The 16849-nt window shown below is 38.6% G+C and carries 11 protein-coding genes and 2 tRNA genes; 8 read left to right on the top strand and 5 right to left on the bottom strand.

The window, feature by feature from the left end; all coding sequences use genetic code 11:
* The first annotated feature begins 102 nt into the window (after positions 1 to 102).
* Both I2F23_RS02205 and ptsP read left to right on the top strand, forming a co-directional pair.
* Positions 103 to 585, top strand: a complete 483-nt coding sequence (locus I2F23_RS02205) for an RNA pyrophosphohydrolase (RefSeq protein WP_195770958.1) — start codon at positions 103 to 105, stop codon at positions 583 to 585.
* Positions 586 to 671: 86 nt separating this feature from the next.
* Positions 672 to 2966 (top strand): phosphoenolpyruvate--protein phosphotransferase, encoded by a 2295-nt coding sequence (ptsP, locus tag I2F23_RS02200; protein WP_195770957.1) that lies wholly within the window; start codon positions 672 to 674, stop codon positions 2964 to 2966.
* Positions 2967 to 3013: 47 nt separating this feature from the next.
* Here the strand turns inward: ptsP and katG are convergent, their stop codons facing one another.
* Positions 3014 to 5200 (bottom strand): catalase/peroxidase HPI, encoded by a 2187-nt coding sequence (gene katG, locus I2F23_RS02195; protein ID WP_195770956.1) that lies wholly within the window; start codon positions 5198 to 5200, stop codon positions 3014 to 3016.
* 320 nt (positions 5201 to 5520) lie between these two features.
* Between katG and I2F23_RS02190 the strand changes: the two genes are divergently transcribed.
* Positions 5521 to 7038, top strand: coding sequence for a catalase (locus I2F23_RS02190; RefSeq protein WP_195770955.1), 1518 nt, complete (start codon positions 5521 to 5523; stop codon positions 7036 to 7038).
* A gap of 44 nt (positions 7039 to 7082) precedes the next feature.
* Here the strand turns inward: I2F23_RS02190 and I2F23_RS02185 are convergent, their stop codons facing one another.
* Positions 7083 to 8135: an MBL fold metallo-hydrolase gene (locus I2F23_RS02185; protein ID WP_195770954.1), complete on the bottom strand. Its 1053-nt coding sequence runs from the start codon at positions 8133 to 8135 to the stop codon at positions 7083 to 7085.
* 352 nt (positions 8136 to 8487) lie between these two features.
* Here I2F23_RS02185 and hcaR point away from each other — a divergent pair, with 352 nt between their 5' ends.
* Positions 8488 to 9384, top strand: a complete 897-nt coding sequence (gene hcaR, locus I2F23_RS02180; protein ID WP_195770953.1) for a DNA-binding transcriptional regulator HcaR — start codon at positions 8488 to 8490, stop codon at positions 9382 to 9384.
* Between the two features lie 50 nt (positions 9385 to 9434).
* On the opposite strand, the gene I2F23_RS02175 is transcribed toward hcaR, so the two are convergent.
* Together I2F23_RS02175 and I2F23_RS02170 are read right to left on the bottom strand one after the other, a co-directional pair.
* Entirely contained in the window at positions 9435 to 10082 is a 648-nt protein-coding gene (locus I2F23_RS02175; RefSeq protein WP_195770952.1) for an HAD-IA family hydrolase, read from the bottom strand.
* 5 nt (positions 10083 to 10087) lie between these two features.
* Positions 10088 to 11017 carry an RluA family pseudouridine synthase gene (locus I2F23_RS02170; RefSeq protein ID WP_195770951.1) on the bottom strand — a complete coding sequence of 310 codons (930 nt, stop codon included), beginning with the start codon at positions 11015 to 11017 and terminating at the stop codon, positions 10088 to 10090.
* Between the two features lie 721 nt (positions 11018 to 11738).
* On the opposite strand from I2F23_RS02170, the gene I2F23_RS02165 reads away from it, so the two are divergent.
* The 3 genes from I2F23_RS02165 (at position 11739) to I2F23_RS02155 (ending at position 15610) form a co-directional block, all read left to right on the top strand.
* A complete protein-coding gene (locus I2F23_RS02165) occupies positions 11739 to 15185 on the top strand; it encodes an Rne/Rng family ribonuclease (RefSeq protein WP_195770950.1) in 3447 nt (1148 codons plus the stop codon).
* Between the two features lie 253 nt (positions 15186 to 15438).
* Positions 15439 to 15514 (top strand) — tRNA-Lys (locus I2F23_RS02160).
* Positions 15515 to 15534: 20 nt separating this feature from the next.
* Positions 15535 to 15610: transfer RNA gene (locus tag I2F23_RS02155), tRNA-Lys, on the top strand.
* Between the two features lie 38 nt (positions 15611 to 15648).
* Here I2F23_RS02155 and I2F23_RS02150 read toward each other — a convergent pair.
* A complete protein-coding gene (locus tag I2F23_RS02150) occupies positions 15649 to 16272 on the bottom strand; it encodes a hypothetical protein (RefSeq protein WP_195770949.1) in 624 nt (207 codons plus the stop codon).
* 253 nt (positions 16273 to 16525) lie between these two features.
* Between I2F23_RS02150 and I2F23_RS02145 the strand changes: the two genes are divergently transcribed.
* On the top strand, positions 16526 to 16777 hold the full coding sequence (locus I2F23_RS02145; RefSeq protein WP_195770948.1) for a PspC domain-containing protein: 252 nt from the start codon (positions 16526 to 16528) through the stop codon (positions 16775 to 16777).
* The last annotated feature ends 72 nt before the right edge of the window (positions 16778 to 16849 follow it).

Here is a 16849-nt window from a genome sequence, read left to right as displayed (position 1 = left end):
GCAATTTTAACAATATTCTGTCGTCTTTTTTATGCTGAGGTTTATCCCCTTATTAGCCTATCTAAAGAAAGACAATAAGAAACACTAGATTAAGGTAGCCAAATGATCGACTCCGAAGGTTTCCGACCAAATGTCGGGATCATTTTGGCAAACGATAACGGACAAGTTCTATGGGCAAAACGCATTGGTCATAATGCGTGGCAATTCCCTCAAGGTGGAATTCACTATGGAGAAACAGCAGAACAAGCACTTTTTCGAGAGCTTCGAGAAGAAGTTGGTTTATTGCCAGAGCACGTTCAAATTGTTGCACAAACCAAAGGCTGGTTGCGTTATCGTCTGCCACACCGATATATCCGCTCAGATTCCGAGCCTGTGTGTATCGGTCAAAAACAAAAATGGTTTTTGTTAAAGCTAATTGCTTCGACAAAACATATTCAGCTTCACTTATCGGATCCGCCAGAGTTCGATCAGTGGCAATGGGTAAGCTATTGGTATCCACTCGGTCAGGTGGTTAACTTCAAGCGAGATGTGTATAGAAAAGCAATGCTTGAGCTATGCCACAAACTCCCCATACAAAAAGCCTAAAAGAGATGCTTTTTGTGAATGCTTTTAAATTTAGATGCTGTTATAAATAAAAATCGCTTCTCACTTAACTTCGGAGCATGCAGTACATGTCCAACATGCAGTTAGATACATTAAGACGAATTGTCCAAGAAATTAATGCTTCAAATGGTTTACATGAATCACTCGATATCATGGTAAATCAAGTATCTGCTGCGATGGATGTCGATGTGTGTTCAATCTATTTATTAGATGAGCGAAATCAGTGCTATGTACTTATGGCGACCAAGGGTCTTAACAGCGAAGCGGTAGGAAATATTTCTATTCCTTTAAGTGAAGGTCTAGTTGGTCTAGTAGGACAACGTGAAGAAATTGTAAATCTTGAAAATGCTTCTGAGCATGAACGATTTGCCTATTTCCCAGAAACGGGTGAAGAAATCTTCAACTCATTTTTAGGCGTACCTGTTATGTATCGCCGTAAGGTGATGGGCGTTTTAGTTGTTCAAAGAAAACTTAAACAAGACTTTAGTGAAGCTGCTGAATCCTTTCTTGTCACATTATGTGCTCAACTTTCAGGTGTTATCGCTCATGCACATGCGGTTGGCTCAACTGATGTATTTAGAAAAGTTGCTAACACTTCAAATTATAAAATTTTTAAAGGTGTCGCAGGTTCTGGTGGAATTGCCCTAGGACGTGCAATTATTTTATATCCTCCTGCTGACTTATCTGCCGTACCAGAGCGTGAAGCAGAAGATATTAGTGAAGAATTAGAGTTACTCGAACAAGCCGTCGAATCGGTACGTAATGAAATACGCTCACTCGATGAAAAAATGCAAGACTCTCTTATGTCAGAAGAGCGCGCATTGTTTAGTGTATTTTTACGTATGCTTGACGAAAACGCTTTGCCTGAAGAAATTCAAGATGAGATTCGAGCAGGAAGTTGGGCACAAGGTGCTGTCAAACGGGTGATCGATAAACACAGCGCCCTCTTTGCACAAATGGAAGATGATTATTTAAGAGAACGTGTATCAGACCTAAAAGATCTGGGACGGCGTATTTTGGCTTGTTTACAAGAAGCAGATTCTTCACATAAAGAACTCAGCTCAGACAGCATTCTTGTTGGAGATGAAATTAGTACGGCTGCGTTGGTTGAACTTCCTGTAGATAAAATTGCCGCTATTGTAACCAGTGATGGGGCTGCCAATTCACATATGGTTATTGTGGCACGTGCCTTAGGCATTCCAACAGTCGTTGGTGTGACAGAACTCCCTGTAAATACGCTCGATGACGTTGAAATGATTATTGATGCTTATCAAGGCAAAGTCATTGTTAATCCGCCTCGCAGATTACGCCAACGCTACAAAGAAATTCAAAAAGAAGAAGAGTTAATAGCAAAAGACTTAAAGCTGTATGAAACCAAAGATTCCATTACACCTGACGGCGTAGAAGTTCGATTATTTGTAAATACGGGTCTTATGATTGATGTTGTTCGCGGTGTCCAACGTGGTGCTAAAGGCGTTGGGCTATATCGTAGTGAAATCCCTTTCATGCTCCGTGATCGTTTCCCAGGAGAAGAGGAACAGCGTGCTATTTATCGCCAACAGCTTAGCCATTTTGCCAACAAACCCGTCATTATGCGCACCCTAGACATTGGTGCAGATAAAGAGCTTCCTTACTTCTCTATTCATGAAAATAATTCAGCACTTGGCTGGAGAGGGCTTCGCTTCACCCTCGATCACCCAGAAATTTTTTCATCACAAATTCGTGCTATGCTCAAAGCAAGTATTGGACTAAACAATCTACATATTCTCTTACCTATGGTCACCAGTGTAAGCGAGGTTGAAGAAGTGCTGTATCTTCTTGAGCGTGACTGGCTGGCTGTACAGGAAGAAGAACAAGTAAAAATTAATAAGCCTAAAATTGGAATCATGGTAGAAGTACCAAGCGTAATTTTTCAAATTCATGAATTTGTAGAATTGGTCGATTTCTTCTCAGTTGGTTCAAATGATCTTATACAATATCTTTTGGCCGTAGATCGAAATAATCCACATGTATCAGGCGTATATTCTCATTACCACCCTGCAGTTTTAAAAGCCTTAACTTATCTGGTAAATGAGTGCCACAAATATAATAAGCCAATTAGTATTTGTGGTGAAATGGCAGGAGATCCGCTTTCTGCAATTTTACTTATGGCGATGGGGTTCAATACCCTTTCCATGAGTTCAAGTAATATTCTACGCGTAAGAAAAGCAATTTGTCATACCTCTATGGAAGATGCAGAAAAACTTTTAAAGCATGTACTTACGCTAAATAATCCATTACTGGTAAAAAGCTGGATCGAACACTATTTTAGAAATAATGGTTTAGAAGATATGGTAAAAACCAATCGCCTACTGACCAATTAATTAAAAAAAGACCCCGCATCAGCGAGGTCTTTTTTAGCGTTTATACCTTAAGATTTAACGTCAAAGCGGTCTGCATTCATCACTTTCGTCCATGCTTTCACAAAATCTTGAACAAATTTTTCTTTGTTATCATCTTGTGCATATACTTCTGCATAAGAACGTAAGATTGAGTTAGAACCAAAGACTAGATCAACACGTGTTGCAGTCCATTTCACATGACCTGTTGCACGATCACGAATTTCATATACATTTTTGCCGACTGGCTTCCATGTATTGTTCATATCTGTCAGGTTTACAAAGAAGTCATTGGTAAGTACACCTTCTCTCTGTGTAAATACCCCATGTTTAGCTTGACCATGGTTCGTACCAAGTACACGCATACCACCAATTAATACCGTCATTTCAGGTGCAGTCAAACCAAGTAGCTGCGCGCGATCAAGTAACATTTCTTCAGGCTGAACTGCATAGTCTTCTTTAATCCAATTACGGAAACCATCATGCTTTGGCTCTAGATCTTTAAATGAATATTCATCTGTTTGATCTTGCGTTGCATCACCACGACCTGCAGTAAATGGTACAGTAATTTCTACACCAGCCTCTTTCGCAGCTTGCTCTACTGCAGCAGTACCACCAAGTACAATCAGATCAGCCAAGCTCACTTTTTTATCTAAAGTACTTTGCAACTGCTCAAGCATAGCAATGACTTTGGCCAATCGTTCTGGTTCATTACCTGCCCAGTCTTTTTGTGGTGAAAGACGAATACGTGCTCCATTTGCACCACCACGATAGTCTGAACCACGATAAGTACGCGCACTATCCCATGCAGTATTAATTAATTCAGCAGATGTTAAACCACTTGCAAGCAATTTCTCTTTTAAAGATTTTACTTCATCATCAGTTAATACATAGTCCACCGTAGGAACAGGATCTTGCCAAATTAAATCTTCCTGAGGTACATGTGTACCCAAGTATCTTGCTTTTGGCCCTAAATCACGGTGAGTTAGTTTAAACCATGCACGTGCGAATACTTCCGAGAAATAAGCAGGATCTTTATAAAAACGTTCCGAAATTTTACGATATTCAGGATCTATTTTTAATGCCATATCCGCATCAGTCATAATTGGATTACGACGAACATTTGGATTGTGTGCATCAATCGGCTTATCTTCTTCTTTAATATTTACAGGTTCCCACTGCGTTGCACCCGCTGGGCTTTTTGTTAACTCCCAGTCATATGTAAAGAGTAAGTAGAAGAATTCATTATCCCACTTGGTCGGATTCGTTGTCCAAGCACCCTCAATACCACTTACCATGGTATTTGTACCATTACCTGTACCTTCAGGGTTGTGCCAGCCTAAACCTTGAAACTCAACATCTGCAGCTTCTGTATCTGCACCGAGTAATTCTGCTTTACCATTACCGTGTGCTTTACCGACAGTATGCCCACCAGCCGTCAATGCAACCGTTTCTTCGTCATTCATTGCCATACGGTCAAAAGTAACACGCATGTCTTGTGCTGTTTTTAAAGGATCAGATTTACCGTCTACCCCTTCAGGATTCACATAAATTAAACCCATTTGAACAGCAGCAAGCGGATTTTCTAACGAGGTACGGTCTTGGTCATCTTCATAACGGTTTTTGGTTGCATCTAACCACTGACGCTCTTCACCCCAGTAAATATCTTTTTCTGGATGCCAAATATCTTTACGACCACCGGCAAAACCAAAGGTTTTTAAACCAGCAACTTCATAAGCGACTGTACCTGCCAAGATAATTAAATCACCCCAAGAAATTTTATTGCCGTATTTCTTCTTAATTGGCCATAACAAACGACGACCTTTGTCTGTATTAACGTTATCAGGCCAACTATTTAATGGTGCAAAGCGTTGGTTACCTGTATTGGCACCACCACGACCATCTTGTTTTCTATATGTTCCTGCCAAGTGCCAAGCGGTACGTACAAACATACCCACATAGCTTCCCCAGTCAGCAGGCCACCAATCTTGGCTTGAAGAAATAAGTTCACGAATATCAGCTTTCACTGCTTCGATATCTAATGAATTAAAAGCTGCCTCATAATCAAAATTTGGATCCATCGGATCTGTTTTATGATCATGTTGAGACAAAATATCTAAATTTAACGCGTTTGGCCACCAATCTGTATTTGAGCTAGCTGCATTTGTATTTGCGCCCTCTGCATGAAATGGGCATTTCGCTTGCGATTTATTATTCACGTTACCACTCCAACTAAACAATGTTGTTTAAGTTAGTTTTTTTATCTTTAAATTGGAATCCGTATTTTTTAATAGCCTTAATAGGCAAAGCCAATCTTTAAAATTATTTTATTGAAAATATAGATTTAAGTCGCTTAATTACATTTAAGCACCTGAGAAATATCATATTTAGATGCTACATTTATTCACATAGTGCAACTCAATTGTACTTTTTAGAATGATAATAATTGTGTATTATTTACGCAAAATAAATACTAATACACTTTTTATTTTTAATAACCATATAGCAAGCCCTAACAATATAAATATAGGAGTTAGCCATGAGCAAATGCCCATATCATCAAACGACAACAGCGGGCTCACCAGTTGCTGATAACCAAAACAGCCTATCTGTTGGTCCTAGAGGTCCTTTACTGTTACAAGATTGGCAACTCATTGAAAAGTTAGCACACCAAAACAGAGAGCGTATTCCTGAACGTACTGTACATGCAAAAGGTTGGGGTGCTTTTGGTACATTTAAACTGACAAAAGACCTTTCTGAATATACACGTGCAAAAATATTTAACGGTGTTGGAAAAGAAACAAAAATGCTTGCACGTTTCTCTACAGTTGCTGGAGAAATGGGTGCTGCAGACGCAGAGCGTGATGTTCGTGGTTTTTCTTTAAAGTTCTATACAGAAGAAGGAAACTGGGATCTTGTAGGAAACAACACACCCGTTTTCTTTGTTCGTGACCCACTAAAGTTTCCAGACTTTATTCATACACAAAAACGTCATCCACGTACAAACCTACGCTCACCAACAGCAATGTGGGACTTCTGGTCACAATCCCCTGAGAGCCTGCACCAAGTTACTATTTTAATGTCAGACCGTGGCTTACCTACCGATGTTCGACACATGAACGGTTATGGCTCACATACTTATTCTTTTTGGAATGAGCAAGGCGAACGTTTCTGGGTAAAATTCCACTTTAAAACACAACAAGGTCATCGCCATTGGACAAATCCTGAAGGCCAACAAAAAGTGGGTGAAAGCCGCGAAACAACACAAGAAGATTTATACTACAGTATTGAAAATGGTGACTTTCCTAAATGGACAGTACAAGTTCAAATTATGCCAGAGCTAGAGGCAGAAAAAACACCATATAATCCATTTGATCTTACCAAAGTATGGCCACATGCAGACTACCCACCTATCGAAATTGGGGTGTTAGAGCTTAACCATAATCCAGAAAACTACTTTGCCCAAATCGAGCAAGCAGCATTTTCTCCATCAAATGCCGTTCCAGGAATTGGATTTTCACTAGACAAAGTACTACAAGCACGTGTTTTCAGCTATGCAGATGCTCATCGCTATCGTTTAGGTACACACTACGAAAACATTCCTGTAAACCGACCTATTTGCCCTGTTCATCACTACCATAAAGATGGTCAAATGAATGTTCAGGAGCATTTTCCAAATCCAGATGCATACTATGAACCAAACTCATTTGGTGGGCCAGTTGAAAACCCAGAAGTTAAAGAACCACCTCTAAAACTTGACTCAAGCATAGTTGATCGCTTTAACCACCGTGAAGATGAAGGTAACAACGATTACGTTCAAGTTACAGCGCTATTTAATATCTTTGATGAAGGCGAAAAGAGTCGTCTATTTAGTAACATTGCCGATGCAATGCAAGGCGTACCTAAAGAAATTATTGAGCGTCAGCTTGTGCACTTTAATCGTATTCACCCTGATTATGAAGCAGGTGTTCGCAAAGCTTTACATGAAAGTGGTCACAGCTCATATCAACAACAAGATGGACACATCGAAGAACAAAATAGTGGACATCCTGAATAACCCATTCGCTATTAAAAAAGCCTATCTTTAAGATAGGCTTTTTTTTAAACAATGAGTTTTTTTCCTTCATGAATACAATAAAAAGGATTCATTAACTTAGATGCATGTTCAATCGCGTGTTCAAGCACCTGCTCTGGCTGATCTCTGCCTTCATCTGTAAGCTGAAAAGTCCTATAATGAATGGCTATCGAACGTTGAGCTTGCAAATCCATATGTGCTTTTAATGCATCGTAAGGATTCATATGCACATATTTCATTAATGGTCTTGGTTCATACGCGCCAATAGGTAAAAGTGCAACACGGGGCGCACCATATTTCGCATGAATTTCTTTAAAGTGTGTTGAATAGCCTGTGTCCCCTGCAAAGTAAACATATTGCTCATCTTTACGAAGACAAAAACTTCCCCACAACGCTCGGTTTTGGTCACGTAGACCACGACCTGAACCATGTTGTGCAGGTGTATATACAATTTCAAAGTCATCTAAATAAGCAGACTGCCACCAATCTAACTCAATCACATGAAGGTGTTTAGGCAAATAATAACTATTACCTAGACCGGTATAGATCGGCATTTGAAACTTATCATGCAACCACTCTAGAGTTGCTATGTCCATATGGTCATAATGGTTATGACTGAGCAGCACCCCATGAATTGGGGGTAAATTCTCTAATGCCACGCCTGCTGGACAAACGCGACGAGGACCTGTTCCCGTCTTCGGGCCTGCATATTCTGACCATACGGGGTCAGTTAGAAAATTATGTGCTCCAATTTTAATCAATGCAGTTGCATGACCAATAAACCATACTTTCCATTGTTTCGGATCTGTATTGGATTGAATAGGCTGCATATTTGCAGATTGTGCTAATACTCTTTCAAACTCACGATCGACATCAATATTCCAAGATTTACCGTTACGCCCCATGAGCCATTTAAATATTTTAAATTTATTTGCCTTTCTGTCTGACGTATGTTCATTATGAAAACGACCATCATGATAATTTGGAGAGTGGTCAAAATGCTGATCAGGCTTTATTAACGTATGAGACCAACAGTTCTTATTAGAAAGCTGATAATGCAATGGCGTAGATTTAGTCATACCTTCTTCTTTATATTTTTATACGATATTCTCAATAGTCTGAATGTTAAACACAAAGTCATGTTACATTTTTCGTAAACGCATCATATCACTCTCATATTTCGTTTTATATGCACATTTTATATCTGGTACATTTTTGCTACATCTTTAACATAAAAGGTCATCATTTACCCCATCCAATTAAGTCTCTAATTTCAAATAAGATACCTGATTTTTTTCATTTCTTTTATATAAAAAACCTACTAAAAAAAATGGTATTTTTCAAAGAATTTCTTATTTTTCTAGTTTAAATTTAAAATGTTTAGACTATACTAAGTATTTAATTTAATAACAAAACACTCAGGTCAATCTCATGGAATTGCGCCACCTTAGATACTTTATAACAGTTGCAGAAGAATTAAACTTTAGTAAAGCTGCTTTACGACTTTATACCGCTCAACCTTCCCTAAGCCAACAAATTAAAGATTTAGAAGAAGAAATTGGGGTACGCTTATTTAATCGTACAAAACGCAAAGTGGAGCTAACTGAAGAAGGGGTTGTTTTTTTAGAACAAGCACGCTTGACCATGGCTCAAGCAGATAAAGCAGTTCAAATGGCTCGGCAGGTTCACTTATCTAAACAGCATATTTTACGTATTGGTTTTATTACGGCAGCAGAAATACGTATTCTCCCAAAAATTCTCCCTCATTTTCGTGTGCAGTACCCAAATTTTAAAATAGAATTACAAATACTAGATGACTTTGAACAGCACAAAGCGCTTAAGAAAGGTGAACTAGATATTATCTTTAGTCGCCAGAAAGTAAATGATGCAAAAATTGAAGATAAAATTATTTTTAAAGATGAACTTGCATTGATCTTACCGAAAAAACACCCTCTTGCAGAACTCGAAAAAATTCCATTAAAAGCGCTTGAAGATTTAAGCTTTATTGCTCCAACAACATCGACGTTCAATATTATGAACCAAGCTGTAAATCACTTTGTTAAACAACACAATATTCGCTTAAACGTTACAGAGCACTCTACAACGATTGTAGATACACTCTCACTCATTAATGCAAATAAAGGTTGTTCAATTCTACCAAAATATGTAGATCCATTTAGTAGCTTACCCAACCTTGCTATTCGTGCATTAGAAAAAGACTTACCTACACTCGACATTATTATGAGCTATAAAAAAGAAAACACATCAATTGCGCTAAAAAGCTTACTCGATATGATGCAAACCTTTTTTGAACTTTCAAACGATTAAATAAAATAAGGTATTTGATCTCCCAATACACAAATACCTTATACCTTTACTTAAGTATAGGCCAATAGCTTTTCTGTCAGCTCATCAATACTATTTACAACACAAAGTGGATTGTAATTCATTAGAATATCTTCTGAATGCACACCATAAGTCACACCAATAGATGGCATCTTAATATTTGATGCCATTTCTAAATCATAACTTGTGTCACCTACCATAATTGCTTCATGAACAGGAATTTGTGTATGTTCTAGAATTTCTTGAAGCATTAATGGATTTGGCTTAGATTTTGTTTCACTTGCTGCTCGTGTAATTTCAAACAGATCATTACTCCCTGTTTTAAGCAATACACGATCAAGACCTCGCCTACTTTTTCCAGTAGCTACAGCAAGTATCACACCTTTTAGCTGTAGAGCCGTCAACATCTCTGATACGCCCTCAAACCACGAATCACTCTCAGAAGATAAAACATAGTGTTCTGCATAAGCATTTAAGATATCTTCATGCAATTCTGGTACAGTTGGAAACAAGCGTTGCATTACCTCAGGCAAGCCTAACCCAATAATATCTTTCCCTTCATCTGCAGTTAAAGGCTGATGATATTTTCGGGCAGCATAAAGTAAACTATCTACAATCTGACCAATTGAATTAAATAGCGTACCATCCCAATCAAATACAACGAGTTTCGCTTTTTCCATATTTGTTATTCTTTACTCAGTGAAGTTAATACATCCTGCATATCCTCTGGCAATGGTGCCTCAATTACAGGATAATTTGGAATATTTAAGCGCATCGCATGCAAGCATAATCTTCTCGCAACAATACCCTGATCAGATACATTATGCCCATACTTATCGTCCCCTAACAAGGGATGCCCAATACTTAGCCCATGTACACGAATTTGATGCGTACGGCCAGATAACGGCGATGCATACACCAATGTCGCCGCTTTAAAACGTTGTTTTACCGTCCAAATTGTTTCACTCGCCTTACCATCTTTACTTACTCTGACACGTCTTTCTCCATTAGAAAGCTCATAACGTAATAAAGGTGCATTAATACGTTGTTCATCTAGACTGACCTGACCTTTTACAATCGCAGCATACGTTTTTTGTATTTTATGCTGACGCAATAAATCTTGAAGTACTTTCAAGACACTTCGTTTTTTACTCACCATCACTAACCCAGACGTATCTCGGTCTATACGATGAACCAACTCTAGGTACTTTTTCCCTGTTGCTGAACGCAAAGCCTCAATTAGACCATATGCAATACCACTCCCACCATGTACCGCAATCCCAGAGGGTTTATTGATAACAATTAAACCTTCATCTTCGTATACAATACGATTAAGCAAACCCTGAGCAACTTGGTCACTCATCGGAATATCTGTCTCTTGCTTTTGTTCGTAGCGGATAGGAGCCACTCGAATCTGATCGCCTAAACTTAGTCGACTCTCCGCTTTTACACGCTTTTTGTTTACACGTACTTGCCCTTCACGAATTAAACGATAAATCCTACTTTTAGGGACACCTTTTAAACGTGAAAAAAGAAAATTATCGATACGCTGATCAATTTGATTTTCATCAACTTCAAACCAAGTGACACTTTGCCATTGCTGATTGGAATTCATACAACTATTTTTAAACCTTTATTTAACAATTTTGCGTAAAATATGACCACTTAGAAAGATTATTTCACAATAAACATCTGCTAAACCCATAGGCAGATGCCCCAAGGTTTGATATAGTCAGCGCTCGGATACCGCCGTAAATGAGATGCTGAACAAAAAATATCCAACATTCAAATGGATAAATCATACAGTTCAAGCATTTTCATTATAAGCTCGGAGTGGTCCTAAAAGAATATGCCGATGCCAAAGGCGTTATTATATCGGCAAAACAGTAGACTATCGCGTGAAATATTGCTTTTGCATACAAAATAGTCTACCCCAAAAAGATTTGTTGCCAATTTCGATTGGTTTATTAATGTAAACTGAAACACATCGGATAAGTCGCTTCCTGAACGTTATTCAGGCTTAAACATTTGGTGTATTGAAATACTGTAGTAGATAGCCTTAATACGATGAACATTCCGTATTGAACGCCTCACAAGGACGAATACGCTTCACTATAGTCAAAGTGATTTTTACAATACAACAAATGTACTGATAAAGTTTAGGTGTTTTAGTCAAGGATATACGCGCAGTTTGAAAGATTAAAAGAGAATAAAATCCACTTGAATTTAAGTGCCTACCTATATCTGTCTCACAACCAGACATTTTTATTCTCTACATCCTCACTGCACTACATAGACTGGCTTATCGTTATGTTTCAATGATTAGGTATTTACCCATGAAACGTATGTTGATCAATGCAACACATGCCGAAGAAGTCCGTGTTGCACTCACTACAGGTCAGCGTCTATATGACTTTGACCTTGAAAACCGTACCAGAGAGCAAAAAAAATCAAATATATATAAAGGTCATGTCACTCGTGTCGAACCTTCTTTAGAAGCTGTATTTGTAGAGTATGGTGCTCAACGTCAAGGCTTCTTATCCATGCGTGAGATCGCACGTAGCTATTTAAATGCAGATGCTCGTGACAGCTCAAACATTCGAGAGCTCATTACAGAAGGTACAGAACTTTTAGTCCAAGTTGAAAAAGAAGAACGAGGCAATAAAGGTGCTGCACTTTCTACATATATTTCCCTAGCGGGACGCTACTTGGTACTCATGCCAAATAACCCTAAAGGTGGTGGCATTAGCCGTCAAATTTCAGGTGCTGTACGCGAAGAACTCAAAGAGATGCTCTCATCTTTAAATATGCCTCGCGGTATGAGTGTTATTGTTAGAACAGCAGGCATTGGTCGCAGTCAAGAAGAATTACAACTAGATTTACAGCATCTTTTAGACCTATGGGCTCAAATTCAAAATACTGCAAGTTCTGGTCCGTCTCCAATGTTAGTACATCAAGAAGCAGGTGTTGTTACACGTGCAATTCGCGATTACTTACGTGATGATGTGTCTGAAATTCTCATCGACAATGAACAAGCATTTAATGAAGCATATAATTTCGTTAAAGTTGTTATGCCTCGTCAGTTAGAAAAGTTAAAAACATATACACTTAATGAGCCGCTCTTTGCTCACTTTGGCATAGAAAGCCAAATTCAAACGGCATATGAACGTGAAGTAAAACTTCCATCTGGTGGGTCTATTGTTATTGACCAAACAGAAGCACTCGTCTCTATTGATATTAACTCGGCTAAATCTACACGTGGACAAGATGTAGAAGATACTGCTCTCAATACCAACTTAGAAGCTGCTGAAGAAATTTCACGTCAACTTCGTTTAAGAGATATTGGTGGTTTGGTTGTTATCGACTTCATCGATATGGGTAAAGAACGCAACCAGCGTATGGTAGAGGCAAAACTACGCGATGCAACACAAAGTGATCGTGCACGCATCCAATTTGGTCAACTATCACGTTTTGGCCTTATGGAAATGAGCCGTCAACGCTTACGTCCTTCTTTAGAAGAAGCAACAGGTTATGTTTGCCCACGTTGCCATGGTACAGGTATGGTTCGCGATGTTCGTTCGCTTTCCCTATCAATTATGCGCCGTGTAGAAGAAATTGCTTTACAAGAGCGTCAAGGTGAAGTTCAAATTGAGGTTCCTGTAGAAATTGCAGCATTCCTTCTCAATGAGAAACGCCATAGCCTTGTTTACTTAGAGCAAACTTCGAATGTTCGTATTACTGTATTGCCACACCCACATTTAGAAACACCACATTACGAAATTCAATATAATCCAGAAGGTTTTGCACCAACAAGTTATGAGCGTACAGAAGCGACACGCTCTACAGAAAAAGAGTTAGGTTACGAATCTTCTGACTGGCATTTAGACGAAGTTGAACAGCAACCGATTCAACAGGCTGACACACGTAAAAATAATAATCAAAAACAAAATACACAGAAAAATGTACAAAACAAGGTATCTCAACCAGCCGTACCACCAGCGCAAAGCAATAGCCCATGTGCATGGTTAGAAAACTTATTTGTACAGAAACAAGCGCAAACGACTGATCAATCTCGTACTGCACATAATGCAGCTGCCGCAATTGAAGAAATGGTCAATAATGGCGCGGTCAGCCGTGGACAGTTTGGGAATATTGATAGCCAAAATACTGTAGTTACTGCAGAACCTGCTGTTGTACACACCAACAATAACGCATACATGGCGCGTAATACGTCCAATGTAAAAGCGGAAAAATTGGTTGAGAAAGAAGATAAACCTCAGCGTAATAATAAGAAACAGCAACGCAATCATAAACAAAAAGATCAACGTGAATATCACAATGATCAGAATACGAACCATCAGGTTCATGAAGAAGTGGTACAGCTGTCTCGTCAAGAAATGCGCGATTTAAAACGCCAGCAAAAACGTCAGCAACAACAAGACGCACCTGCTCCTCAAGCTCAAGCCGAGTCTCAGAATCAAGTACATCAGTCAGAGCCTCAGCAAACTGTTCCTCGTCGTGATCGTAATCAACAACGACCAAACAGACCAAACCGTCATCGCGATAATAGTGTGCTTGAGCAACAATCAGAAAAAACGGTTGCAGCGAAAATAGCATCGAATCAAGATATTAAAGTTGACTTGATTGATACACCGCGTTCAGAAGAAATGCCAACAGCTTTGGTCGTAAATGTTGATAAAGAGACAAAAAATATTGTCGCTTTAAATGAAACATCAGAAGTTTCTACGAAGCCAATAAATACTCCAAAGACTGAGCAGACGGCTCCTGTAGTGAAAAATGCTGTTGCACCTAAGTCACAACAACCTGTAGCACAAAAGACTAAACAAGATGCATCAAAAACAGTTGAAGCTGAACGTGAAGTTAAAGAAGCTACCCCTCAGGTAAGCAAAGACACTACACCGAAACGTGCAACAAATGACCCACGTTCACGTCGCCGTCAGAAAGGTCAAAAAGCAAACTCTTCGGCTCCTTCTATCACAATTAAACCAACGCAAATACCTGCTTTGGCACAACATACAATAGGCAGCTTAATTCGTCAGATGTATGGTGAAGATTGTACAGTGCTCATTGAGCAATTTGGTCTAGTGCAAACATTTAACCGCGCTCTGATGAAGTTTACTGAACAGCATGCAAATACAGTGATTAATGCAGAAACCATTGTAGAAGCAGAAAAATCTCCAGTGACGCGTGATGTTGAATTACCAACACAAGCAACACAAGAGGAAGTTCCTGCGGCTGTTATTCCGTTAACACCACCAAAATCGCAACAAGTTCGTGTTGCAAATGATCCACGTGAACGCAGACGTTTAGCAAAACTTGCTGCTGAACAAGCATTGGAACAGGCTAAAGCAAAACATATTGAAGAGGAAAAAACTGCTCAACAGCAAGAAGTCATTTCCTCTGACTCTAAAGTAGCAGAACAACCTTCTGAAGAAGTTACAAGTAGTCAACCACTAGTGGTAGAAAATCAAGTGTCTATCCCTGAGGTTGCTCAAGTATCAGATACTCAAAAAGTAGATGAAACGCCTGCAACACCTTCAAGAAAGAAAGTGTCAACTAAGTCAGCTACTCAAGAAAGTGATGATAAACAGACACCTTCAAATACTGAAGATGCTACAGAAGTAACCGATGACCTCGAAGCAACACCGAAAAAAGCAACAAAAGTAAAAGCAACTGCTAAAGAAAAAGCTGTACGCCCTCGTCGTCCACGTGGCCGTCCACCAAAGAAAGCAGTTACTCCAACTGAATCACCAGAAGAATAATTTCTTACATTATTCAAAAATAAAATAGCTGCTTTCGAGCAGCTATTTTATTTTTCAGTCTTATAAAAGAAAAAATACTATGAATGTTTATTACGTTAAAAACGTATTTTTAGTCCCCTCAAGCTTAATTTTGTTGATTTTTAGCTCAAAAAATAGGTTTTTGCATTTTTTATAAACAACTAATCGTTTTTTTTCTAAATAAGACTTGTCATCATCGAATAAGTTGCTACAATACGCTCCATCAAGACGATATGGGTCGTTAGCTCAGTTGGTAGAGCAGTGGACTTTTAATCCATTGGTCCCGCGTTCGAGTCGCGGACGACCCACCATTTATCTTGAAACCCTTTATGGGTCGTTAGCTCAGTTGGTAGAGCAGTGGACTTTTAATCCATTGGTCCCGCGTTCGAGTCGCGGACGACCCACCAAGATTCAAAAAAACCTCTTAGAAATCTAAGAGGTTTTTTTATGCTTGTTTCTTTAACTCATATTCTTGTATCGGAAAAGGATAACCTTGGCGGTACTCTTGTAAATTAATAAGTCTCGTTCTTTTTAAATCCATCATCAAACTATTATTTGGCAAAACTTTATAATAAAAATGCATACCTGTTGCATAAGATGTCACAACATACATTTGATTATTAATATATATTTGACTCCAATGATCATACCGACGATCGTTATCTACATTTTTTCTCGTATCTAACTGAATCATTCCTAAACTTTTAATAAGACGGTAAACAGAACCATCCGAAGCTAAATTTAAAATAAAATCTACAGACCCCTCTTCTTTTTCACCACACCTAGCAACAGGATCATGGCAAGGAATCGTCACGATATATCGACCTACTAATTTTTTTTCACTTTGTGTCAGAATACGTGAGTAACCATTTTTTTCATGATCTTTAGGAACCACACTCTGCCCTGCAACATGCCACAAATTTCTTTCGTCCATGTTCTGCTCAGGCGTATCATTTGAAGCAGACTGTTGTGTACTCTCTTCTACTTTACGGTCACATCCTGTGAATGTTGTTATATATACAGCCAATAGAATTACTGTAGATAATGGTTTTTTCTTATTTAGGTACATAAATTTACTTCTAGATATTACACCACACAAAACCGCGCTACGCTTTGAAGATAATATAAAATATCTCTTATTTTAAAATGCTGTTTCATATGCATGTTTGGTTTTTCATTCTAATAAATATTCGGTGATATAAGCAGAGTATTTACATAAATTAACGCTTTAGCATTCATTTATTTGTTTAATTTATAATATCTACCCTTATTTATATAAGAACAGGTGTTCTACACACTTATACCCCATAGGAGGTTATATCATGGCATCTTCAGGCTTATATCGTTCCAACAAACAATACATTGTTGCAGGTGTAATGGGTGGAATCGCAGAGCGCTTCGGTTGGAATGCAAACCTGCTTCGCGTTATCTTTGTTTTAGTTTCTGTAATAAGTGCAGCCTTCCCTGGCATACTTGTTTACCTAATCCTATGGTTACTCATTCCTAAACAAAAAATAGCTATAGATCATCAGTCGAACCATCTTCGCAATGTCTATGAAGAAGGAAAACATTAATTTCCTTCTTTATTTAGCAAGAGGGTGAATGATGATTAGACTTTCCACCACCCCACAAAATCCTTATACTTA

Source organism: Acinetobacter pollinis, from assembly GCF_015627175.1.
Classification (GTDB): Bacteria; Pseudomonadota; Gammaproteobacteria; order Pseudomonadales; family Moraxellaceae; genus Acinetobacter; species Acinetobacter pollinis.
Note: the sequence above shows the minus strand (reverse complement) of the source record. Positions and strands in the feature narration are given on the sequence as shown.